At 63.4% G+C, this 15,537-nt stretch carries 13 protein-coding genes and 3 tRNA genes; 5 read left to right on the forward strand and 11 right to left on the reverse strand.

The window, feature by feature from the left end; translation table 11 throughout:
- Positions 1–105 precede the first annotated feature (105 nt).
- The 3 genes from F7P65_RS11295 to F7P65_RS11305 all read right to left on the reverse strand — a co-directional run bounded on the left by F7P65_RS11295 (position 106) and on the right by F7P65_RS11305 (position 1,537).
- Positions 106–182: transfer RNA gene (locus tag F7P65_RS11295), tRNA-Asp, on the reverse strand.
- Positions 183–264: 82 nt separating this feature from the next.
- Positions 265–341: transfer RNA gene (locus tag F7P65_RS11300), tRNA-Asp, on the reverse strand.
- 41 nt (positions 342–382) lie between these two features.
- On the reverse strand, positions 383–1,537 hold the full coding sequence (locus F7P65_RS11305; protein ID WP_150291851.1) for an AI-2E family transporter: 1,155 nt from the start codon (positions 1,535–1,537) through the stop codon (positions 383–385).
- A 263-nt stretch (positions 1,538–1,800) separates the two neighbouring features.
- On the opposite strand from F7P65_RS11305, the gene F7P65_RS11310 reads away from it, so the two are divergent.
- Complete coding sequence (locus F7P65_RS11310) at positions 1,801–2,268, forward strand: hypothetical protein (protein ID WP_150291852.1); 468 nt, start codon at positions 1,801–1,803, stop codon at positions 2,266–2,268.
- Positions 2,269–2,385: 117 nt separating this feature from the next.
- On the opposite strand, the gene F7P65_RS11315 is transcribed toward F7P65_RS11310, so the two are convergent.
- The 4 genes from F7P65_RS11315 to thyA all read right to left on the reverse strand — a co-directional run bounded on the left by F7P65_RS11315 (position 2,386) and on the right by thyA (position 7,046).
- A complete protein-coding gene (locus tag F7P65_RS11315) occupies positions 2,386–3,639 on the reverse strand; it encodes a dihydrolipoamide acetyltransferase family protein (protein WP_150291853.1) in 1,254 nt (417 codons plus the stop codon).
- 6 nt (positions 3,640–3,645) lie between these two features.
- Positions 3,646–4,650 (reverse strand): alpha-ketoacid dehydrogenase subunit beta, encoded by a 1,005-nt coding sequence (locus tag F7P65_RS11320; RefSeq protein ID WP_150291968.1) that lies wholly within the window; start codon positions 4,648–4,650, stop codon positions 3,646–3,648.
- Between the two features lie 41 nt (positions 4,651–4,691).
- A complete protein-coding gene (locus F7P65_RS11325) occupies positions 4,692–5,987 on the reverse strand; it encodes a 3-methyl-2-oxobutanoate dehydrogenase (2-methylpropanoyl-transferring) subunit alpha (RefSeq protein WP_150291854.1) in 1,296 nt (431 codons plus the stop codon).
- 111 nt (positions 5,988–6,098) lie between these two features.
- Positions 6,099–7,046 carry a thymidylate synthase gene (thyA, locus tag F7P65_RS11330; protein ID WP_275897558.1) on the reverse strand — a complete coding sequence of 316 codons (948 nt, stop codon included), beginning with the start codon at positions 7,044–7,046 and terminating at the stop codon, positions 6,099–6,101.
- A 158-nt stretch (positions 7,047–7,204) separates the two neighbouring features.
- On the opposite strand from thyA, the gene F7P65_RS11335 reads away from it, so the two are divergent.
- Positions 7,205–7,498 carry a JAB domain-containing protein gene (locus F7P65_RS11335; RefSeq protein WP_150291856.1) on the forward strand — a complete coding sequence of 98 codons (294 nt, stop codon included), beginning with the start codon at positions 7,205–7,207 and terminating at the stop codon, positions 7,496–7,498.
- Positions 7,499–7,600: 102 nt separating this feature from the next.
- A tRNA-Pro gene (locus tag F7P65_RS11340) sits at positions 7,601–7,677 on the forward strand.
- Between the two features lie 515 nt (positions 7,678–8,192).
- Here F7P65_RS11340 and purB read toward each other — a convergent pair.
- A complete protein-coding gene (gene purB / locus F7P65_RS11345; protein ID WP_150291857.1) occupies positions 8,193–9,506 on the reverse strand; it encodes an adenylosuccinate lyase in 1,314 nt (437 codons plus the stop codon).
- A gap of 279 nt (positions 9,507–9,785) precedes the next feature.
- Between purB and F7P65_RS11350 the strand changes: the two genes are divergently transcribed.
- Positions 9,786–10,148: an EF-hand domain-containing protein gene (locus tag F7P65_RS11350; protein WP_150291858.1), complete on the forward strand. Its 363-nt coding sequence runs from the start codon at positions 9,786–9,788 to the stop codon at positions 10,146–10,148.
- A gap of 112 nt (positions 10,149–10,260) precedes the next feature.
- Here F7P65_RS11350 and F7P65_RS11355 read toward each other — a convergent pair whose 3' ends face one another.
- The 3 genes from F7P65_RS11355 to ku all read right to left on the reverse strand — a co-directional run bounded on the left by F7P65_RS11355 (position 10,261) and on the right by ku (position 13,844).
- Positions 10,261–10,446 carry a hypothetical protein gene (locus tag F7P65_RS11355; protein WP_150291859.1) on the reverse strand — a complete coding sequence of 62 codons (186 nt, stop codon included), beginning with the start codon at positions 10,444–10,446 and terminating at the stop codon, positions 10,261–10,263.
- A gap of 74 nt (positions 10,447–10,520) precedes the next feature.
- Positions 10,521–13,010 carry a DNA ligase D gene (gene ligD / locus F7P65_RS11360; RefSeq protein WP_150291860.1) on the reverse strand — a complete coding sequence of 830 codons (2,490 nt, stop codon included), beginning with the start codon at positions 13,008–13,010 and terminating at the stop codon, positions 10,521–10,523.
- A 3-nt stretch (positions 13,011–13,013) separates the two neighbouring features.
- Positions 13,014–13,844 (reverse strand): non-homologous end joining protein Ku, encoded by an 831-nt coding sequence (ku, locus tag F7P65_RS11365; RefSeq protein ID WP_150291861.1) that lies wholly within the window; start codon positions 13,842–13,844, stop codon positions 13,014–13,016.
- Between the two features lie 203 nt (positions 13,845–14,047).
- Between ku and F7P65_RS11370 the strand changes: the two genes are divergently transcribed.
- Complete coding sequence (locus F7P65_RS11370) at positions 14,048–15,460, forward strand: sugar porter family MFS transporter (protein WP_150291969.1); 1,413 nt, start codon at positions 14,048–14,050, stop codon at positions 15,458–15,460.
- Positions 15,461–15,537 lie beyond the last annotated feature (77 nt).

The raw sequence follows: 15,537 nt of genomic DNA on the forward strand, positions 1-15,537 counted from the left end.
GTGCCGGATGATCTGGATGTCCGCAGATGGTCGAAACCAGCCAGCCATCGCTCTTATAAGGAAAAGCCAGTTCCCCAGAACCGGCAGCATCACTCATCAAAGGAGTGGCGCGAGTGACGGGGCTCGAACCCGCGACCTCCGGCGTGACAGGCCGGCGCTCTAACCAACTGAGCTACACCCGCGCAGGGCGGCATCTTGGCGCGGTCCTGTGCGACCGCCAGACGATGCTATCTGAAAAACCATCCACCTCCTTTTAAGGGAAAGTGGCGCGAGTGACGGGGCTCGAACCCGCGACCTCCGGCGTGACAGGCCGGCGCTCTAACCAACTGAGCTACACCCGCGTTCGGTGTGGGCGGGCATCTATGCGGGCCTGCCGCCCCTGTCAACCGCCTGTAACATCAGTTTCGCGGCTTTCGTCATTTTCTTTGCGCGGGGACACGGTCAGCGTCCCCTGTTCGAACAGGAATCCGGCAATATCCGGGGTTCCCGCCGCCGACACGACGGTCTGGATGATGATCAGCAACGGCACGCCCAGCAACGCTCCCGGCGTTCCCCACACCCAGCCCCAGAAGGTCAGCGACACCAGAATCAGCAGCGGATTCATGGTCAGCCGCCGCCCCAGAATCGTCGGCGTGGCGAAATTGGCCTCGACCAGATGAAAACCGATCTGGAGCGCCGCGGGCAGCAGCGCCTTCCACACATCGTCGAACACCATCAGGCCGCCCAGCGCCAGCAGCACCGCCGCCAGCATCGGCCCGAAATAGGGCACGAAGTTGAGCAGCGCGACGATGCCGCCCCACATCAGGGGCGAAGGCATGCCGATCAGCCAAAGCGCAAACGCCACGGCCAGACCCAGGCACAGATTGATGGTGGCGATGGTCAGCACATAGGCGGAAGTCGCGTCCACGACATTCTGGATGACCCGCGCCACCGCCATCGCGCCGTCGAAGCTGCCCCGGCTGTTGATCGTCCGCCGCCGCAGCCGCGTCCAACCGGAGAGGAAGAAATAGATGATGAGCAGCGCGAACACCATCTGGATGATGGCCGAAGGCGCGGAGGTGGCGGCGAATTGCAGCAGCGACCGGGGCGCATCCACCGCCGCCGTCTGCGCCGCCGCCACCGGCCCGGTCGCCAGCATCTGCACCGTTTCATCCACAAACCGTTGAAGCTGCGAATAAAAATCGATCAGCGGCGCCAGGTTATTCTGAATCTTGGGCATCCGCTCAGGCAGCAGGCGGAACCAGTCGGCAGCGGGAACGATGATCAGCACCAGCGCCGTATTCGCGACCAGCAGGAAAGCGATCACCGCCGTCAGCGCCGCCAGCGGCGAGGGCATCCCCCGCCTTTCCATCCATTCCAGAAAAGGCACCAGCGCAATCGCGATCACCAGCGCGGCGGTCAGCGGCAGGAAGAACTCCGCCCCTTCCTGCAAGGCAAAGGGCAAGGCCAGGATCAGCCCGATTCCGGTCGTCAGCGCAATCGACGCCAGCAGGCGGTCCCGGCGCCTGTTAATCTCCTGCTGCTCCTGCACTGTCACGCTTGAAATATCCCCGCCTGCCGCCCTTTTGTGCATCGGCGCCTCCGATCCGTCAATTTACATCAGCGACACCGGCGGATAGCAAGGGAAACAGCATCTTATATCATCGCGCTCGGTCTTCGACCGATCACAAGTGGGTTTCGCTCAGGCGCCGCGCGGGCTTTACCAAGGTCCGATGAGTCAAACTCATCGGACCTTGGTATTAACCAAATTTTCGGCACCTGTTGCCACAATCGGCCGGAAAGGAAGTCGGGGGGACTGACATGAAATCGGGGGTTTGGCTCATCGCTCTGGCCTGTCTGGGGGCGCCGCAGATCGTGCAGGCGCGGCAGGACATCCGGCTGGAAACACAGATGTTCGTCGAGCGGACAAGCACCGACATCAACGGCCGGGAACGCCGCATCCTGCAAAGCGCGGACCGCGCCGGATCGGGCGACCAGCTGATCCTGGTGGTCAACTGGCGCAATCAAGGCGACCGTCCGATCCGCAACCTTGCCGTCACCAACGCCGTACCGCGCGGCGCACAACTCGACCTCACCGATCCCGCGATGCAGGTGTCGGTGGATGGCGGCGCCCATTGGGGCCGCCTCACCGATCTATGGCTGCCGACGCCGCTGGGCGGCACCCGCCGGGCGGTCCCCGCGGATATCACCCATATCCGCTGGACCGTTCCGCAAGAGATTTCTCCTGGCGAAAGCGGCCGCCTCAGCTACCGCGCGACCGTCCGTTAGAGCGGCCCGCACGTAATTAAAGCGCATCGGAAGCGCAGAAAGCCGCAATTTGCAGCCCGCCATGGCTGAAGCCCCCCACGCGCTAGAGCAGCGATCCGATCCCATCAGATCGCCGCGCTAATCCGCGAACAGCAGGACCGGCGTTTCCAGCAGCTTGCGCACCGCCTGCACGAAGCTCGCCGCATCCCAGCCATCGACCACGCGATGGTCGCAGCTGATGGACAGGTTCATGAGCTTGGCGGGCACCACTTCCTTGCCGCGGAACACCGGCCGCTCGATAATGCGATTCGGGCCGATGATCGCGACTTCGGGCCGGTTGATGACCGGCGTCGTCGCCACTCCGCCCAACGGCCCCAGCGAGGTCAGCGTCAGCGTCGAGCCGGACAATTCCTCCGACTTCGCCTTGCCGGTCCGCGCCGCATCGGCCAGCCGCCTGATCTCCGCCGCCAACTGCCAGACATTCCGGTCGTGCGCGTCGCGGATCACCGGCACCATCAGCCCGGCATCGGTCTGCGTCGCAATGCCCATATGCACCGCGCCATAGCGCGTCACCACGCCCGCCTCATCGTCATAGCGCGCATTCAACATCGGAAAGTCCGGCAACGCCCGACAGATCGCCACGATCAGCAGCGGCAGCATGGTGAGCTTGGGCCGCTCGCCCCGGTTTGCATTCAACTGCTCGCGGGTTTCCTCCAGCGCGGTGACGTCGATTTCCTCGACATAGGAGAAATGCGGAATGGCCCGCTTGGAGGCGGCCATATTCTCGGCAATGCGGCGGCGCAGGCCGATGACCTTGACCTCCTCATCCGCGCGTCTGGAAGACCGCCCGGCGGGCCGATAGCCCTGCCCTGCCCCATAAAGGAGGAAGGCATCGAGATCGGAGTGGCGGATATGATCGCCGCTCGGCTTCACCTGGGCAAGATCGACCCCCAATTCCTTCGCACGGGCACGAACGGCCGGGGACGCCAGGACCTCTGCCTTGACGGTTCCCTTCGCTACCGGCTCAACCGGCTTGTCCTCGACGACCGCGACAGGCTTGCTCGGTTCAGACCTCGCCTCGACGGCGACAGGAGCGACCGGGACGGGCGCTTCGGCCTTTTCCACCGCCCCCTCTGCACCGACAGCCTCTCCCTCCGTCTCAATCTCCACGAGCATCGATCCGATGGCGATCTGCTGCCCCGGCTCGCCCGCCAGGCGGATCACCGTGCCCGCGACCGGACTTTCCATCTCCACCGTCGCCTTGTCGGTCATCATGTCGGCGATCGGCTGATCCTCCTCGATCCGATCCCCGACCTTCACATGCCAGCCGACGATCTCCGCTTCCGCAATGCCTTCGCCGATGTCCGGCAGCCTGAAACTAAAAAGCGCCATGACCTGTCAGTCCTTCACAATCTTGTTGATGGCTTCGCGAATGCGCACTGGCCCCGGGAAATAGGCCCATTCCAGACTATGCGGATACGGCGTGTCGAAACCGGTCACGCGTCCGATGGGCGCTTCGAGATGGTAGAAGCAGCGTTCCTGCACCAGCGCCGACAATTCCGCCCCGAAACCGCTGGTCCGCGTCGCTTCATGCACGATCAGGCAACGCCCGGTCTTCTTCACCGACCGCTCGATGGCGTCGATATCGAGCGGCACCAATGTCCGGAGGTCAAGGATCTCCGCATCCACGCCCATCTCGGCTACCGTATTCTCGACGACGTGGACCATCGTGCCATAGCAAAGCACCGTCATCGCCTCCCCCGGCCGCGCCACCCGCGCCTCGCCCAGCGCAACCCGGTAATAGCCGGTTGGAACCTGCGCCTGCTCATGCCCGGCCCAGCTTTTGGCAGGCGTGTCATAATGCCCGTCAAACGGTCCGTTATAGATGCGCTTGGGTTCGAAGAAGATCACCGGATCATTATCCTCGATCGCCGCGATCAGCAGCCCCTTGGCGTCATAAGGCGTCGAGGGAATCACCGTCTTCACGCCGGAGACATGGGTAAAGATGCCCTCGGGCGACTGGCTGTGCGTCTGCCCGCCGAAAATCCCGCCGCCAAAGGGGGAACGCACCGTCATGGGCGCGACGAACTCCCCCGCCGAACGATAGCGCAGCCGCGCAGCCTCCGACACCAACTGGTCCAGCGCCGGATAGATATAGTCGGCAAACTGGATCTCGGGCACCGGCCGCAAGCCATAGGCGCCCATCCCCACGGCCACGCCGATGATGCCGCATTCGGTGATCGGCGTGTCGAATACCCGGTTCTTGCCATATTTCTGCTGCAAGCCCGCCGTCGCGCGAAAGACGCCGCCGAAATAGCCGACATCCTCCCCCATCACGACCACATCGGGATCGCGCTCCATCATCACGTCCAGCGCGCTGTTGATCGCCTGGATCATGTTCATCTGCTGAATATCGCTCACAGCTTCCGATCCGATCGCTTCGCTCACAGGCCTGCCGCCTTCCATTCGTCGAGCATGGCCTGCTGCTGTTCGCGCAAATGCCAGGGCATCTCCTCGAACACATCCTCGAACATGGACTCCATCGGATGATGCAGGCCATGACCCAGAATGCCGTTCTTCTCCGCCTCACGCGCCGCGTCACGGACCATCTCGGCCAGTTCCTTGTCCATCGCGGCGTGCCGTTCCTCGTCCCATATGCCAAGGGCGATGCAATGCTTCTTCAGCCGTGCGATCGGATCGCCCAACGGCCAATGGCTCGCCTCATCGGCCGAGCGATAGGCGCTCGGATCGTCGGAGGTACTGTGCCCCTCGACGCGATAGGTGAAATGCTCGATCAGCGTGGGTCCGGCATTGGCCCGTGCCCGGTCGGCGGCCCAGCGCGTCGCCGCATAGACCGCCAGCGCGTCATTCCCGTCCACGCGCAGCCCGGCGATGCCATAGCCAATGGCCCGTGCCGCGAAGGTCGTTGCCTCGGCTCCCGCAAAGCCCGAAAAGCTGCTGATCGCCCATTGGTTGTTCACGACATTCATGATGACCGGCGCCCGATAGACGCTGGCAAAGGTGCAGGCGGAGTGAAAGTCGCCCTCGGCCGTCGACCCTTCCCCGCACCAGGTTGCCGCGATCCGCGTATCCCCGCGCGCCGCGCTCGCCATCGCCCAGCCGACGGCCTGCGGATATTGCGTGGTCAGATTGCCGGAGATCGAGAAGAACCCCGCCGCCCGCGCCGAATACATGATGGGAAGCTGACGCCCCTTCAGCCGGTCGCCCTTGTTCGAGTAAATCTGGTTCATCATGTCGATGATCGGCCAGCCCCGCGCGATCAATATGCCCTGCTGACGATAGCTGGGGAAGCACATATCATCGCTCGCCAGCGCCGCCGCCGCGCCGATGGACACCGCTTCCTCGCCGGTCGATTTCATGTAGAAGCTGGTCTTGCCCTGTCGCTGCGCACGGAACATGCGCCCATCAAAGGCGCGGGTCAGCGCCATGGCGCGCAGCATCTTCAGCAGCGTTTCGGCCGGCAACTTGGGATCCCAGGGCCCGACCGCGGCGCCATTTTCGTCCAGCACGCGGACCAGCCCATAGGCCAGATCGCGCATCTGGGCAGGCTGCGCGACTTCATCCGGTCGGGCCTGCGCGCCAGCGGGCGGAATTGCGAAATCGCTGAAATCGGCGGTATCGCCCGGCCGGAATTTCGGTTCCGGCACATGCAGTCGAAGCGGGGGCAGATTGCGCCCCAACTGGCCCGTTCCAGCGTCCGAATCGATCCGGTCGCTCATCCTGCCTCCTTTTGTGCATTGCAATAATATTGCTCTTCGCAGTTATTATATTACAACGTCCTCAAAGGCAAGTCTTGCTGTCCCAATTCGCCGCAGTCCGATCCCTGGGCGCTAGACCGCTACGGGAGCCGCAATGTGCCTTTGTGGTGTATAGTCAGTCACTTCAAAGTCTTCGATTGCATATTCGAAAATGGATGAAGGCCGCCGATTGATCCGCAATTTCGGGTGGCCGGACGGAGTTCGGCCGATCTGCTCCTCCACCAGATCGGCATGGTTGAGGTAAAGATGGACGTCGCCACCCTGCCAGACCGCCTCGCCCGGCTCCAGATCGCATTGCTGCGCCAGCATCCGGGTGATCATCGACAGGCCGAAGATATTGAAGGCAAACCCCAATCCCAGATCGCAGCTCCTCTGGAACAGCAGCCCGTTGAGCCGCCCGTCCGCCACCTGAAACTGATAGGTCATGTGGCAGGGGGGCAAGGCCATGCGCGACACCTCCGCGACGTTCCACCCGGTGAACAGCAAACGCCGGGACCCTGGATTGGTCCGAATCGCCTCCACCAGATCGGCAATCTGGTTATGCCCCTGCGCCGCCTTCCGGTAGAGACCGTCCCCCACCGCCTCATAACGGGGCCAGTTCACCCATTGCGCGCCATAAACCGGACCCAGATCGCCCCAGCGCGCGGCGAAGGCGTCCTCTTCGACAATCCGCGCCTCGAAGGCATCGCGATCGATCTGCTCGCCGGTCGCGCGGCGATAGGCGTCCAGCGGCCAGTCGGTCCAGATATGCACGCCCTGCCGCACCAGGTCGCGGATATTGGTGTCGCCGGTCAGGAACCACAGCATCTCCCGCGCCGCCACCTTCCAATAAACCCGCTTGGTGGTGAGCAGCGGCACCGCGTCATCGGCCAGCGAAAAACGCATCGTCGCCCCCAATATCGACCGCGTGCCGACGCCTGTCCGGTCGATCCGTTCGTCGCCATGCAGCCAGATCTGCCGCATCAGGTCCAGATATTGCTGCTCATAATGCGGTTCGGACGAAGGAGGCAGGCTGGTCAAGGCAAAGACTCTCATGATTCTGGCGATAGCATTGTCATGTAACGAAGCGGCCCGCCCACGCCAAATGCTGCGAAACGGATCAAGTTGCGAGCCGGTCGCTCGGAAAGGGACCATGATCCCCCTATCGCGAACGCGCCGCAAGACCATCCTGCCAGCCCATGCGCGACCCCACGTCCCTGCACCTGCTCGTTCTTGACGATGAATGGCGCCCGCTCCACCGGCTGCGGGCCGATCATGACTGGCGTCGCACCGTGGATGCGCTGCTGCGATGGAACAGCCGCTGGCTCGCCATCGAACAGTCGCGGCCGCACAGCCCCCTGCCCCGCTGGACGGACATCCACCTGACCCGCACCCTGTCGAAACGGCTTCGCCCGATCGAGATTGCGCTCGCAGACCATGTCATCCGCGCCGGAAACAGCCATTTCAGCTTCCGCGAAGCCGGGCTGCTATGAGTTTCAAAAATTTCTTCATCCCCCGCTTGCCAGCCGGAAAAGCCGTCTCTATAGGCTGCGGCCTGCCCAGCGGGACCGCGTCGAAACGGACCCGCTATCGGTCGGGGAGTAGCTCAGCCTGGTAGAGCACTGTCTTCGGGAGGCAGGGGCCGGAGGTTCGAATCCTCTCTCCCCGACCACATTTTTCTGCGCAGCATTTCCAAAAATGCCCCGACCGCCTGCGAAGGAAGGCGAGGCAGGTTTTGGGTCGCACACAGGCAGTTACCTGCGAAGGACTAGAACGCTGAGCGCGCAAATAGTTCCTCGGCCCGAAGGATTTCCCAAGGCTGCTGTGCCATTATGACACAAATTTCCATGGTCGAGACAGAGAGCAACAGCAACCCGTTCCAGGCGAGGCGATATTGTGCCTGGTCATGAGGCGATGGCCCACGGCCATCGCGCTCCGAAAACAATATCGGTTCCCTTGACGGAAACCAGAGGCGTTCGCACCGGCTGCCCAATGGTCGCCATCACCGACATCGGCGAATAGGGCCGGCCACATCGACCGAACAGCCCTCACCCGCTGCCCGATCTGGCATTGAATCGGCGGCTCCACGACGCCGTGCCGCACGGACGGATTTTTCAGCGGCCTTGATCCTATCCACAAAAAAGGGCGCGTTTCCGCGCCCTTCCTATGCTTTACGATAGCCGGATCTTATTCGCCGAACACCCGGCGGAAGATCGTATCGACCTGACGGAAGTGATAATCGAGGTTGAACTTCTCCTCGATCTGCTCAGCGCTGAGCGCCGCCGCCACATCAGGGTCCGCCTTCAGCAATTCCATCAGCGAAAGCTGGCCGTCCGATTCCCAGACCTTCATCGCATTGCGCTGGACATAGCGGTAGCTGTCCTCACGGCTCACGCCCGCCTGGGTCAGCGCCAGCAGCACGCGCTGCGAGTGGACAAGGCCGCCCATCTTGTCCAGATTCTTCATCATCCGCTCAGGATAGACGAGCAGCTTGTCGATCACCCCGGTCAGGCGGCCCAGCGCGAAGTCGAGCGTGATGGTGGCGTCCGGCCCGATATAACGCTCGACCGAAGAGTGGCTGATGTCGCGCTCGTGCCAGAGCGCAACATTCTCCATCGCCGGCAGGGCATAGCTGCGCACCATGCGGGCGAGGCCGGTGAGATTCTCGGTCAGCACCGGATTGCGCTTGTGCGGCATGGCGGAGCTGCCTTTCTGGCCGGGCGAGAAATATTCCTCGGCCTCCAGCACTTCGGTGCGCTGCAAATGACGCACCTCGACGGCCAGGCGCTCGATCGACGATGCGATCACGCCCAAGGTTGCGAAGAACATGGCGTGACGGTCGCGCGGAATGACCTGCGTGGACACCGGTTCGATGGCAAGGCCCAGCTTTTCCGCGACATGTTCCTCGACGCGCGGGTCGATATTGGCGAAGGTGCCGACCGCACCGGAAATGGCGCAGGTCGCGACTTCCTCCCGGGCCGCCACCAGACGCGCGCGGCAACGCGAAAATTCGGCATAGGCCTCCGCCATCTTCAGCCCGAAAGTGACGGGTTCGGCATGGATGCCGTGGCTGCGGCCGATGGTCGGGGTCAGCTTATGCTCATAGGCACGGCGCTTGATGACCTCGAGCAGCTTGTCGAGATCCTCGATCAATATGTCGGCGGCGCGGCTGAGCTGGACGGCAAGGCAGGTGTCGAGCACATCGCTCGACGTCATGCCCTGATGCATGAAGCGCGCTTCATCGCCGACCTGCTCGGCAACCCAGGTCAGGAACGCGATCACGTCATGCTTGGTGACCGCCTCGATCGCGTCGATGGCCGGCACGTCGATGGCCGGATTGGTCGCCCACCAGTCCCACAGCGCCTTGGCGGCGGATTCGGGCACGACGCCCAGTTCGCCCAGCTTCTCGGTCGCATGCGCCTCGATCTCGAACCAGATCTTGAACCGGGCTTCCGATTCCCAAAGGGCGGTCATTTGCGGGCGGGCGTAACGGGGGACCATGGAGCGAATCCTGCGTGAATGAGTGAGAACCGCCGTGCCGCCTAGCAGCACCGCCTTTCCGGGGCAAATCCGGTCCACGACCGACTCTCAAAACGCCCCCATTTCCACCTTTTCGTCGCATTAATCACAGCAGCACAGGGCGAAGCGAGCCGATTTCAGGGATGAGCGACGGATGATGAATAAAAGTTCAGGAACTGCCTATAATGCTTGGCTATTGTTACGAATGAAAGCCGCTGGACGGCCTGTCGGCAATTCAAACGGCCTGTTTTGGAGAATGGAATGATCCGTGCCTTGTTTGTGATGGCGGCCTGTGCCGTTGCGACGCCCGCCCTGGCGCAGGACGCCCCCGCCCCGCAGGCCAATGCGGCGCAACCCGCGCCTTCGGGAGATGGAGTCGCGGCCATCGTCGACACGGAATTTCCGGCCTATGACCAGAATAATGACAGCCAGCTCGACCGCGCCGAATTTTCGCGGTGGATGGTGGCGCTCAAGGATCAGGAGATGAAGGCGACGGGCAAGTCCCTGCCGCCGGGTGAAATCACGGCCTGGGCCGACGGAGCGTTTGCAACCGCCGACACCGACAAGAGCGGAACCGTCAGCAAGCCGGAACTGATCGCCTATCTGAGCGGTAGCGCGGGATAGGCGCAATTCCCGTCGCCAAGGCGGGGAATAGAGCCCATAGAGGGTCGCAATATGGGGCGGCATGGAGCGAAGGCCATGCCGCCTCTTTTTTTTGCGGAATTGGATGTGTTTCTCAGCCGCGCTTCTTGTTGGCGTAGAGCAGGGCCGCGACGATGGCGGCGGAACCGATGCCGACGGCAGTACCCATCCAGACCGACTTGCCCGCGGACTTGCGGGCGGCGGTGGCCATGTCGGACGTGTCGGTGGAGACAGGGGTGGCGGCGCCGCTTTCCGGCGCGTCTTCGGTCGGCTTCGTCATGGTGAGTCAGGCTATGCAACAAAGCAAAGGCGCAGGAAAGGCGGATGCGGTGAAAATCTGCGCACGCGCTTCCGTTAATGCGGCGGCAAAGGCTGATGCGCCACGCCCCAGCCGCGCAGGGCGCGGGAACCGGACCGCTGGAGCAATTCTGCCACATCCTTCACTGTGAAATGCCCGGCACTCTCGATGTCCGCCAGTTCGTCCCAACCGACCGGCGCGGCGACCGGCGCCTGCTCGCGCGCCCGCGCGACATAGGGCAGCACCGCCGTCGCCCCCCGCTGGTTGCGCAGCCAGTCGATGAAGATGCGCCCCTTGCGCTTGGCCTTGCTCATCGTCGCGGTGAAGCGATCCGGCTCCGACGCCGCCAGCGCGCGGGCGAAGCGGTCCGCGAAATCCTTGACCTGCGGCCACTCCGCGTCCGGGGTCAGCGGCACGATGACATGCACGCCCTTCCCGCCCGACAACATGGGGAAGCTGACCAGCCCCAGATCCTCGAGCGCGCGGCGAATATCCCGGGCGGCCTTCTTCACATCCTCGAAATCCAGCCCTTCGTCGGGATCGAGATCGAACACCATGCGGTCGGGCCGCTCGACATCCTCGACCAGCGAACCCCAGCCGTGAAATTCGATGGCCCCCATCTGGACGCAGGCGATCAGGCCGTCCGTTTCATCGATATAGAGATAATCTTCCCGGGTTCCGTCCTTTTCGCGGATCGGCACATGTTTCACATGCTCCCCGAAGCTGCCGCTGTCATGCTTCTGGAAAAAGCATTTCTTCGCCCGCCCCTGCGGACAGCGGACCAGGCTGATCGGGCGGCCGGCAATCCAGGGCAGCATCGCTCCGCCCATCGCCGCATAATAGTCGGCAAGCTGCCCCTTGCTGATCTTCGCCTCGGGAAAGATCAGGCGATCGGGGTGGCTGATCGTGACAGCGCTTTGGGGTTGCGGTGCAGGCATGGCTTTCTCGCGTGTGACGTCCCGGGCCTTCTTGTCCTCGCGCAGGCCCAGGAAGCTGGCATGGCGGACCACATTGTCGGCGGTGAATTCGGCAAAGGCGATTTCCGCGACCAGATCGGGCCGAACCCATAGCGCGCCCCGAGCCTCGCTGCGGGGAACGGAAAGCGGCGCGGTCTTGCGGGATCGCCGGTTGAGCGCGGCGATCAGCGTCTCGCTGTTTCCGGCGTTGAAGCCGGTCCCGACCTTTCCGGCATAGACAAATCCATCGCCCTTCCTCTGCGCGAGCAGCAGATTGCGGATGGTGCGGCCCGACGCGCTGCTCGGTGTCCAGCCGACCAGGACGAACTCCTGCCGCCTTGTGCATTTGATCTTGAGCCAGTTCTTCGTGCGCGCGCCGCGATAGGGCGCGTCCACGCGCTTGGAGACGATCCCCTCCTGCCCCGCCTCGCACAGCGCCTGGAACAGCTTTTCGCCTGCCCCCACGACATGATCCGCGAAATGAATAGGGGCGGTCCCTTCGCCCAGCAGCGCGGCGAGTTTTTCCTTGCGGGCAATGTTGGGCAGCGCGGTCAGGTCTCGTCCGTCGAGATGAAGCAGATCGAAGGCGAAGAGGTGGAGCGCCGCCTTCCCCTCCCCCTTGAGCGTGCGCTGAAGGGTGGAGAAGTCGGGATTGCCCTGCTCATCCAGCGCCACGATCTCTCCATCGATCAGCGCCGCCGGAAGCGCCATGTCGCTTATCCCGGACGCAATTGTGGCGAAGCGGTCGGTCCAGTCGAGGCCGCTGCGGGTAAAGATCGTCACCTTGCCGCCCGACACCGAGAGCAGGCAACGATAGCCGTCATATTTGATCTCGTGCATCCAGCCATTGCCGGCCGGAACGGCATCGACCAGAGTGGCGAGTTGGGGCGGCTGGAAAGCGGGCTGCCGACGCGTTTTTCTTTTGGCCTGCGGCTTGGCGGGGGTGGCGGCATCGGCCTGCGCCATGGCGGCGTCGAACGCCTTGCCCTTCTTGCCCTTCAAGGAAATGGCCGGGGCGTCCGCGGCGATTTCCGCCATGCTGCGGCCGCTTCTGACGCTCGTGAGCGCACGCGCCGTCAGGGCGTCGGCGGCGCCCGCATGGGCATCGTCGATCTTGCGCAGCAGCCAGTTTTCATGCTTCTCCCGACCGCGCGGCTTCAACCGGATCAGCAGCCATTCGCCCTGCATCCGCGTCCCATGCAGGATGAAATGAAGATGCCCCTTTGCCAGATCCTTCGCGCTTTTGCCCGGCACCGGCTCCCATGTCCCCTCATCCCAGAGCATCACCGTGCCGCCGCCATATTCGCCCTTGGGAATGGTCCCCTCGAAACCGGCGTAGGAAATCGGATGATCCTCCGTCCGAACGGCCAGTCGCTTGTCGTCGGGGTCGAGGCTGGGTCCGCGCGTCACAGCCCAGCTTTTCAGCACGCCATCCATTTCCAGCCGAAAATCATAATGCAGCCGGGTCGCGTCATGCTTCTGGACGATGAAGCTGTTGCCATGCGCACGCCCCCGCCTGCCCGTCGGTTCCTTGGTGCGGGTGAAATCGCGCTTGCGGTTATAGGCGCGTAAGGGGTCGGCCTCCGCCATGGATCATGCCCGTTTGCGCGCGGGCGTCTTGCGGGCGCGCGCACCGCCGCTATCGACCGATTTCTTGAGGGCCGCCATCAGGTCGATCACATTGCCGCCGCGGCGGGCGGGCGCGTCTTCCTTATCCTCGATGATGCGACGGCCCTTCGATTTCTTCTTCTTCTCGATCAGCCGTTCCAGCGCGTCGACATAGCGGTCGTGAAAACTGTCCGGCTTGAACGGCGCGGTCTTTTTCTCGATCAGCGTTTCAGCCAGGTCGAGCAGTTCGGCGTCCGGCCTTGCATCTTCTATGTCGCGGAAATAGCCCTGAGCCCGGTTGACTTCATCGGCATAGCGCAGCGTCTCCAGCACCATGCCCCGGCCGCAGGGCTTCAGCGAGACGATATATTCCCGCCCCCGCATCGCCAACTGGCCGAGGCCGACCTTCTTCGTGCGTCGCAGCGCCTCCCGCAGCACGATGAACGCTTCCTCGGCCAGATCGTCGGCCGGGACGACATAATAGGGCCGCTCATAATAAAGCACGTCGATCTCGCTCGCGTCGACAAACTGGGTGAGTTCGAGCGTCTTCTTGCTTTCAAGCTTCACCGCCTCGATCTCTTCGGGCTGAAGCAGCACATAATCGCCCTTCGCGACTTCGTAGCCCTTGACGATGTCCTCCGGCTTGACGGGGCCGAGGCCGGGAACCGTCTTCTCGTAACGGACGCGCTTGCCGCTGGGCTGATGAATCTGGTGAAAGGCGATCTGCGCGCCTGATTTGGTGGCGGCGTAGATTTCCACCGGGATGGATACCAGCGCCAGACGGATCTGGCCCTGCCAATAAGCGCGCGCGGCCATGAGCGTGCTGCCTCCTTTGCCAGAGCGAAATGCATGAAGGATCATGCAGGTTCCGGTGGGGAACCGCACGCAAGGGGTTGACGGAGCATCACCTTGTCGAGCAGCCATGGGCAGGCGACCTCTTCGCCTTCGATCCCGGCGTGCGTGGCCGGCCCGGCCATATCGCGGCCATTTTCAGAACGATAAGCAGGGAAGGACAGGAAATGACCGAAGGGAGTGCCGAGAGGGTGAATATGGCCTTCATTGCCGCGATCGTCGCCGTGGCGACCATCGGCGGGTTCATGTTCGGCTATGACAGCGGCGTCATCAACGGCACGCAGAAGGGGCTGGAAAGCGCCTTCGCCCTCGGCAAGCTGGGCATCGGCGTCAATGTCGGCGCAATCCTGGTGGGATCGTCCATCGGCGCCTTCCTGGCCGGGCGGATGGCCGATCTGATCGGGCGACGCGGCGTGATGATGCTGGCGGCGGTGCTGTTTCTGGTGAGCGCCTTGCTCGCCGGGGCCGCCGGCTCTTCGGCGATCTTCATTTTCGCCCGGATCGTCGGCGGCCTGGGCGTCGGCGCAGCAAGCGTCATTTCCCCTGTCTATATTTCCGAAGTGACCCCGGCGGCAGTGCGCGGACGCCTCTCCAGTGTGCAGCAGGTGATGATCATTTCCGGCCTGACCGGCGCCTTCGTCGCCAATTTCGTGCTGGCGCGCCATGCAGGCGGATCGACGGCGGAGCTGTGGCTGGGCTTTCCCGCCTGGCGCTGGATGTTCTGGTTGCAGGCGATCCCGGCGGCGATCTACTTCACCGCGCTGCTGGCGATCCCGGAAAGCCCCCGCTATCTGGTGACGCGCGGGCAGGATGAACGCGCCCACAAAGTCCTGACCCGCCTCTTCGGCGTCGAGGAGGCGACGCGCAAGGTCGCGGAAATCCGCGCCAGCCTGGCCGCCGACCATCACCGGCCCACGCTGTCCGACCTGATCGACAAGAGCAGCGGCAAAATCCGCCCGATCGTCTGGACCGGCATCGGTCTGGCCGTGTTCCAGCAACTCGTCGGCATCAACGTCGTCTTCTATTATGGCGCGACGCTGTGGGAAGCGGTCGGTTTTTCCGAGGATAATGCGCTTCAGATCAATATCCTCTCCGGTGCCCTGTCGATCGGCGCCTGCCTTGGCACCATCGCGCTGGTCGATCGGATCGGGCGCAAGCCGCTGCTGCTGATCGGATCGGCGGGCATGGCCGTGACGCTGGCGACGGTGGCCTATGCCTTTTCCACGGCGATCACGGGCCCGGCGGGCGGCGTCCTGCTGCCGGGCAATAATGGCCTGATCGCCCTGATCGCGGCCAATCTCTATGTGATCTTCTTCAACATGAGCTGGGGTCCGATCATGTGGGTGATGCTGGGGGAAATGTTCCCGAACCAGATCCGGGGTTCGGGCCTCGCCATCTCGGGCTTTGCACAATGGATGGCCAATGCGGCGATTTCGGTGAGCTTTCCGGCCCTCGCGGTGTCGCCGGGCCTGCCGGTGACTTATGCGGGCTATGCGATCTTCGCTGCCATTTCCTTCTTCTTCGTCCGCGCCCTGGTGCATGAAACCAAGGGCCGAGAGCTGGAGGACATGGTCGGCTGAATGCCTTCGCAGCTGGACAAGGGACGCTGCGGAAACCGCAAATCCGATGAAGCGCTTCCGCAGCGCGACAAAATCGC

The sequence above is a fragment of the Sphingobium estronivorans genome, assembly GCF_008692605.1.
GTDB lineage: Bacteria > Pseudomonadota > Alphaproteobacteria > Sphingomonadales > Sphingomonadaceae > Sphingobium > Sphingobium estronivorans.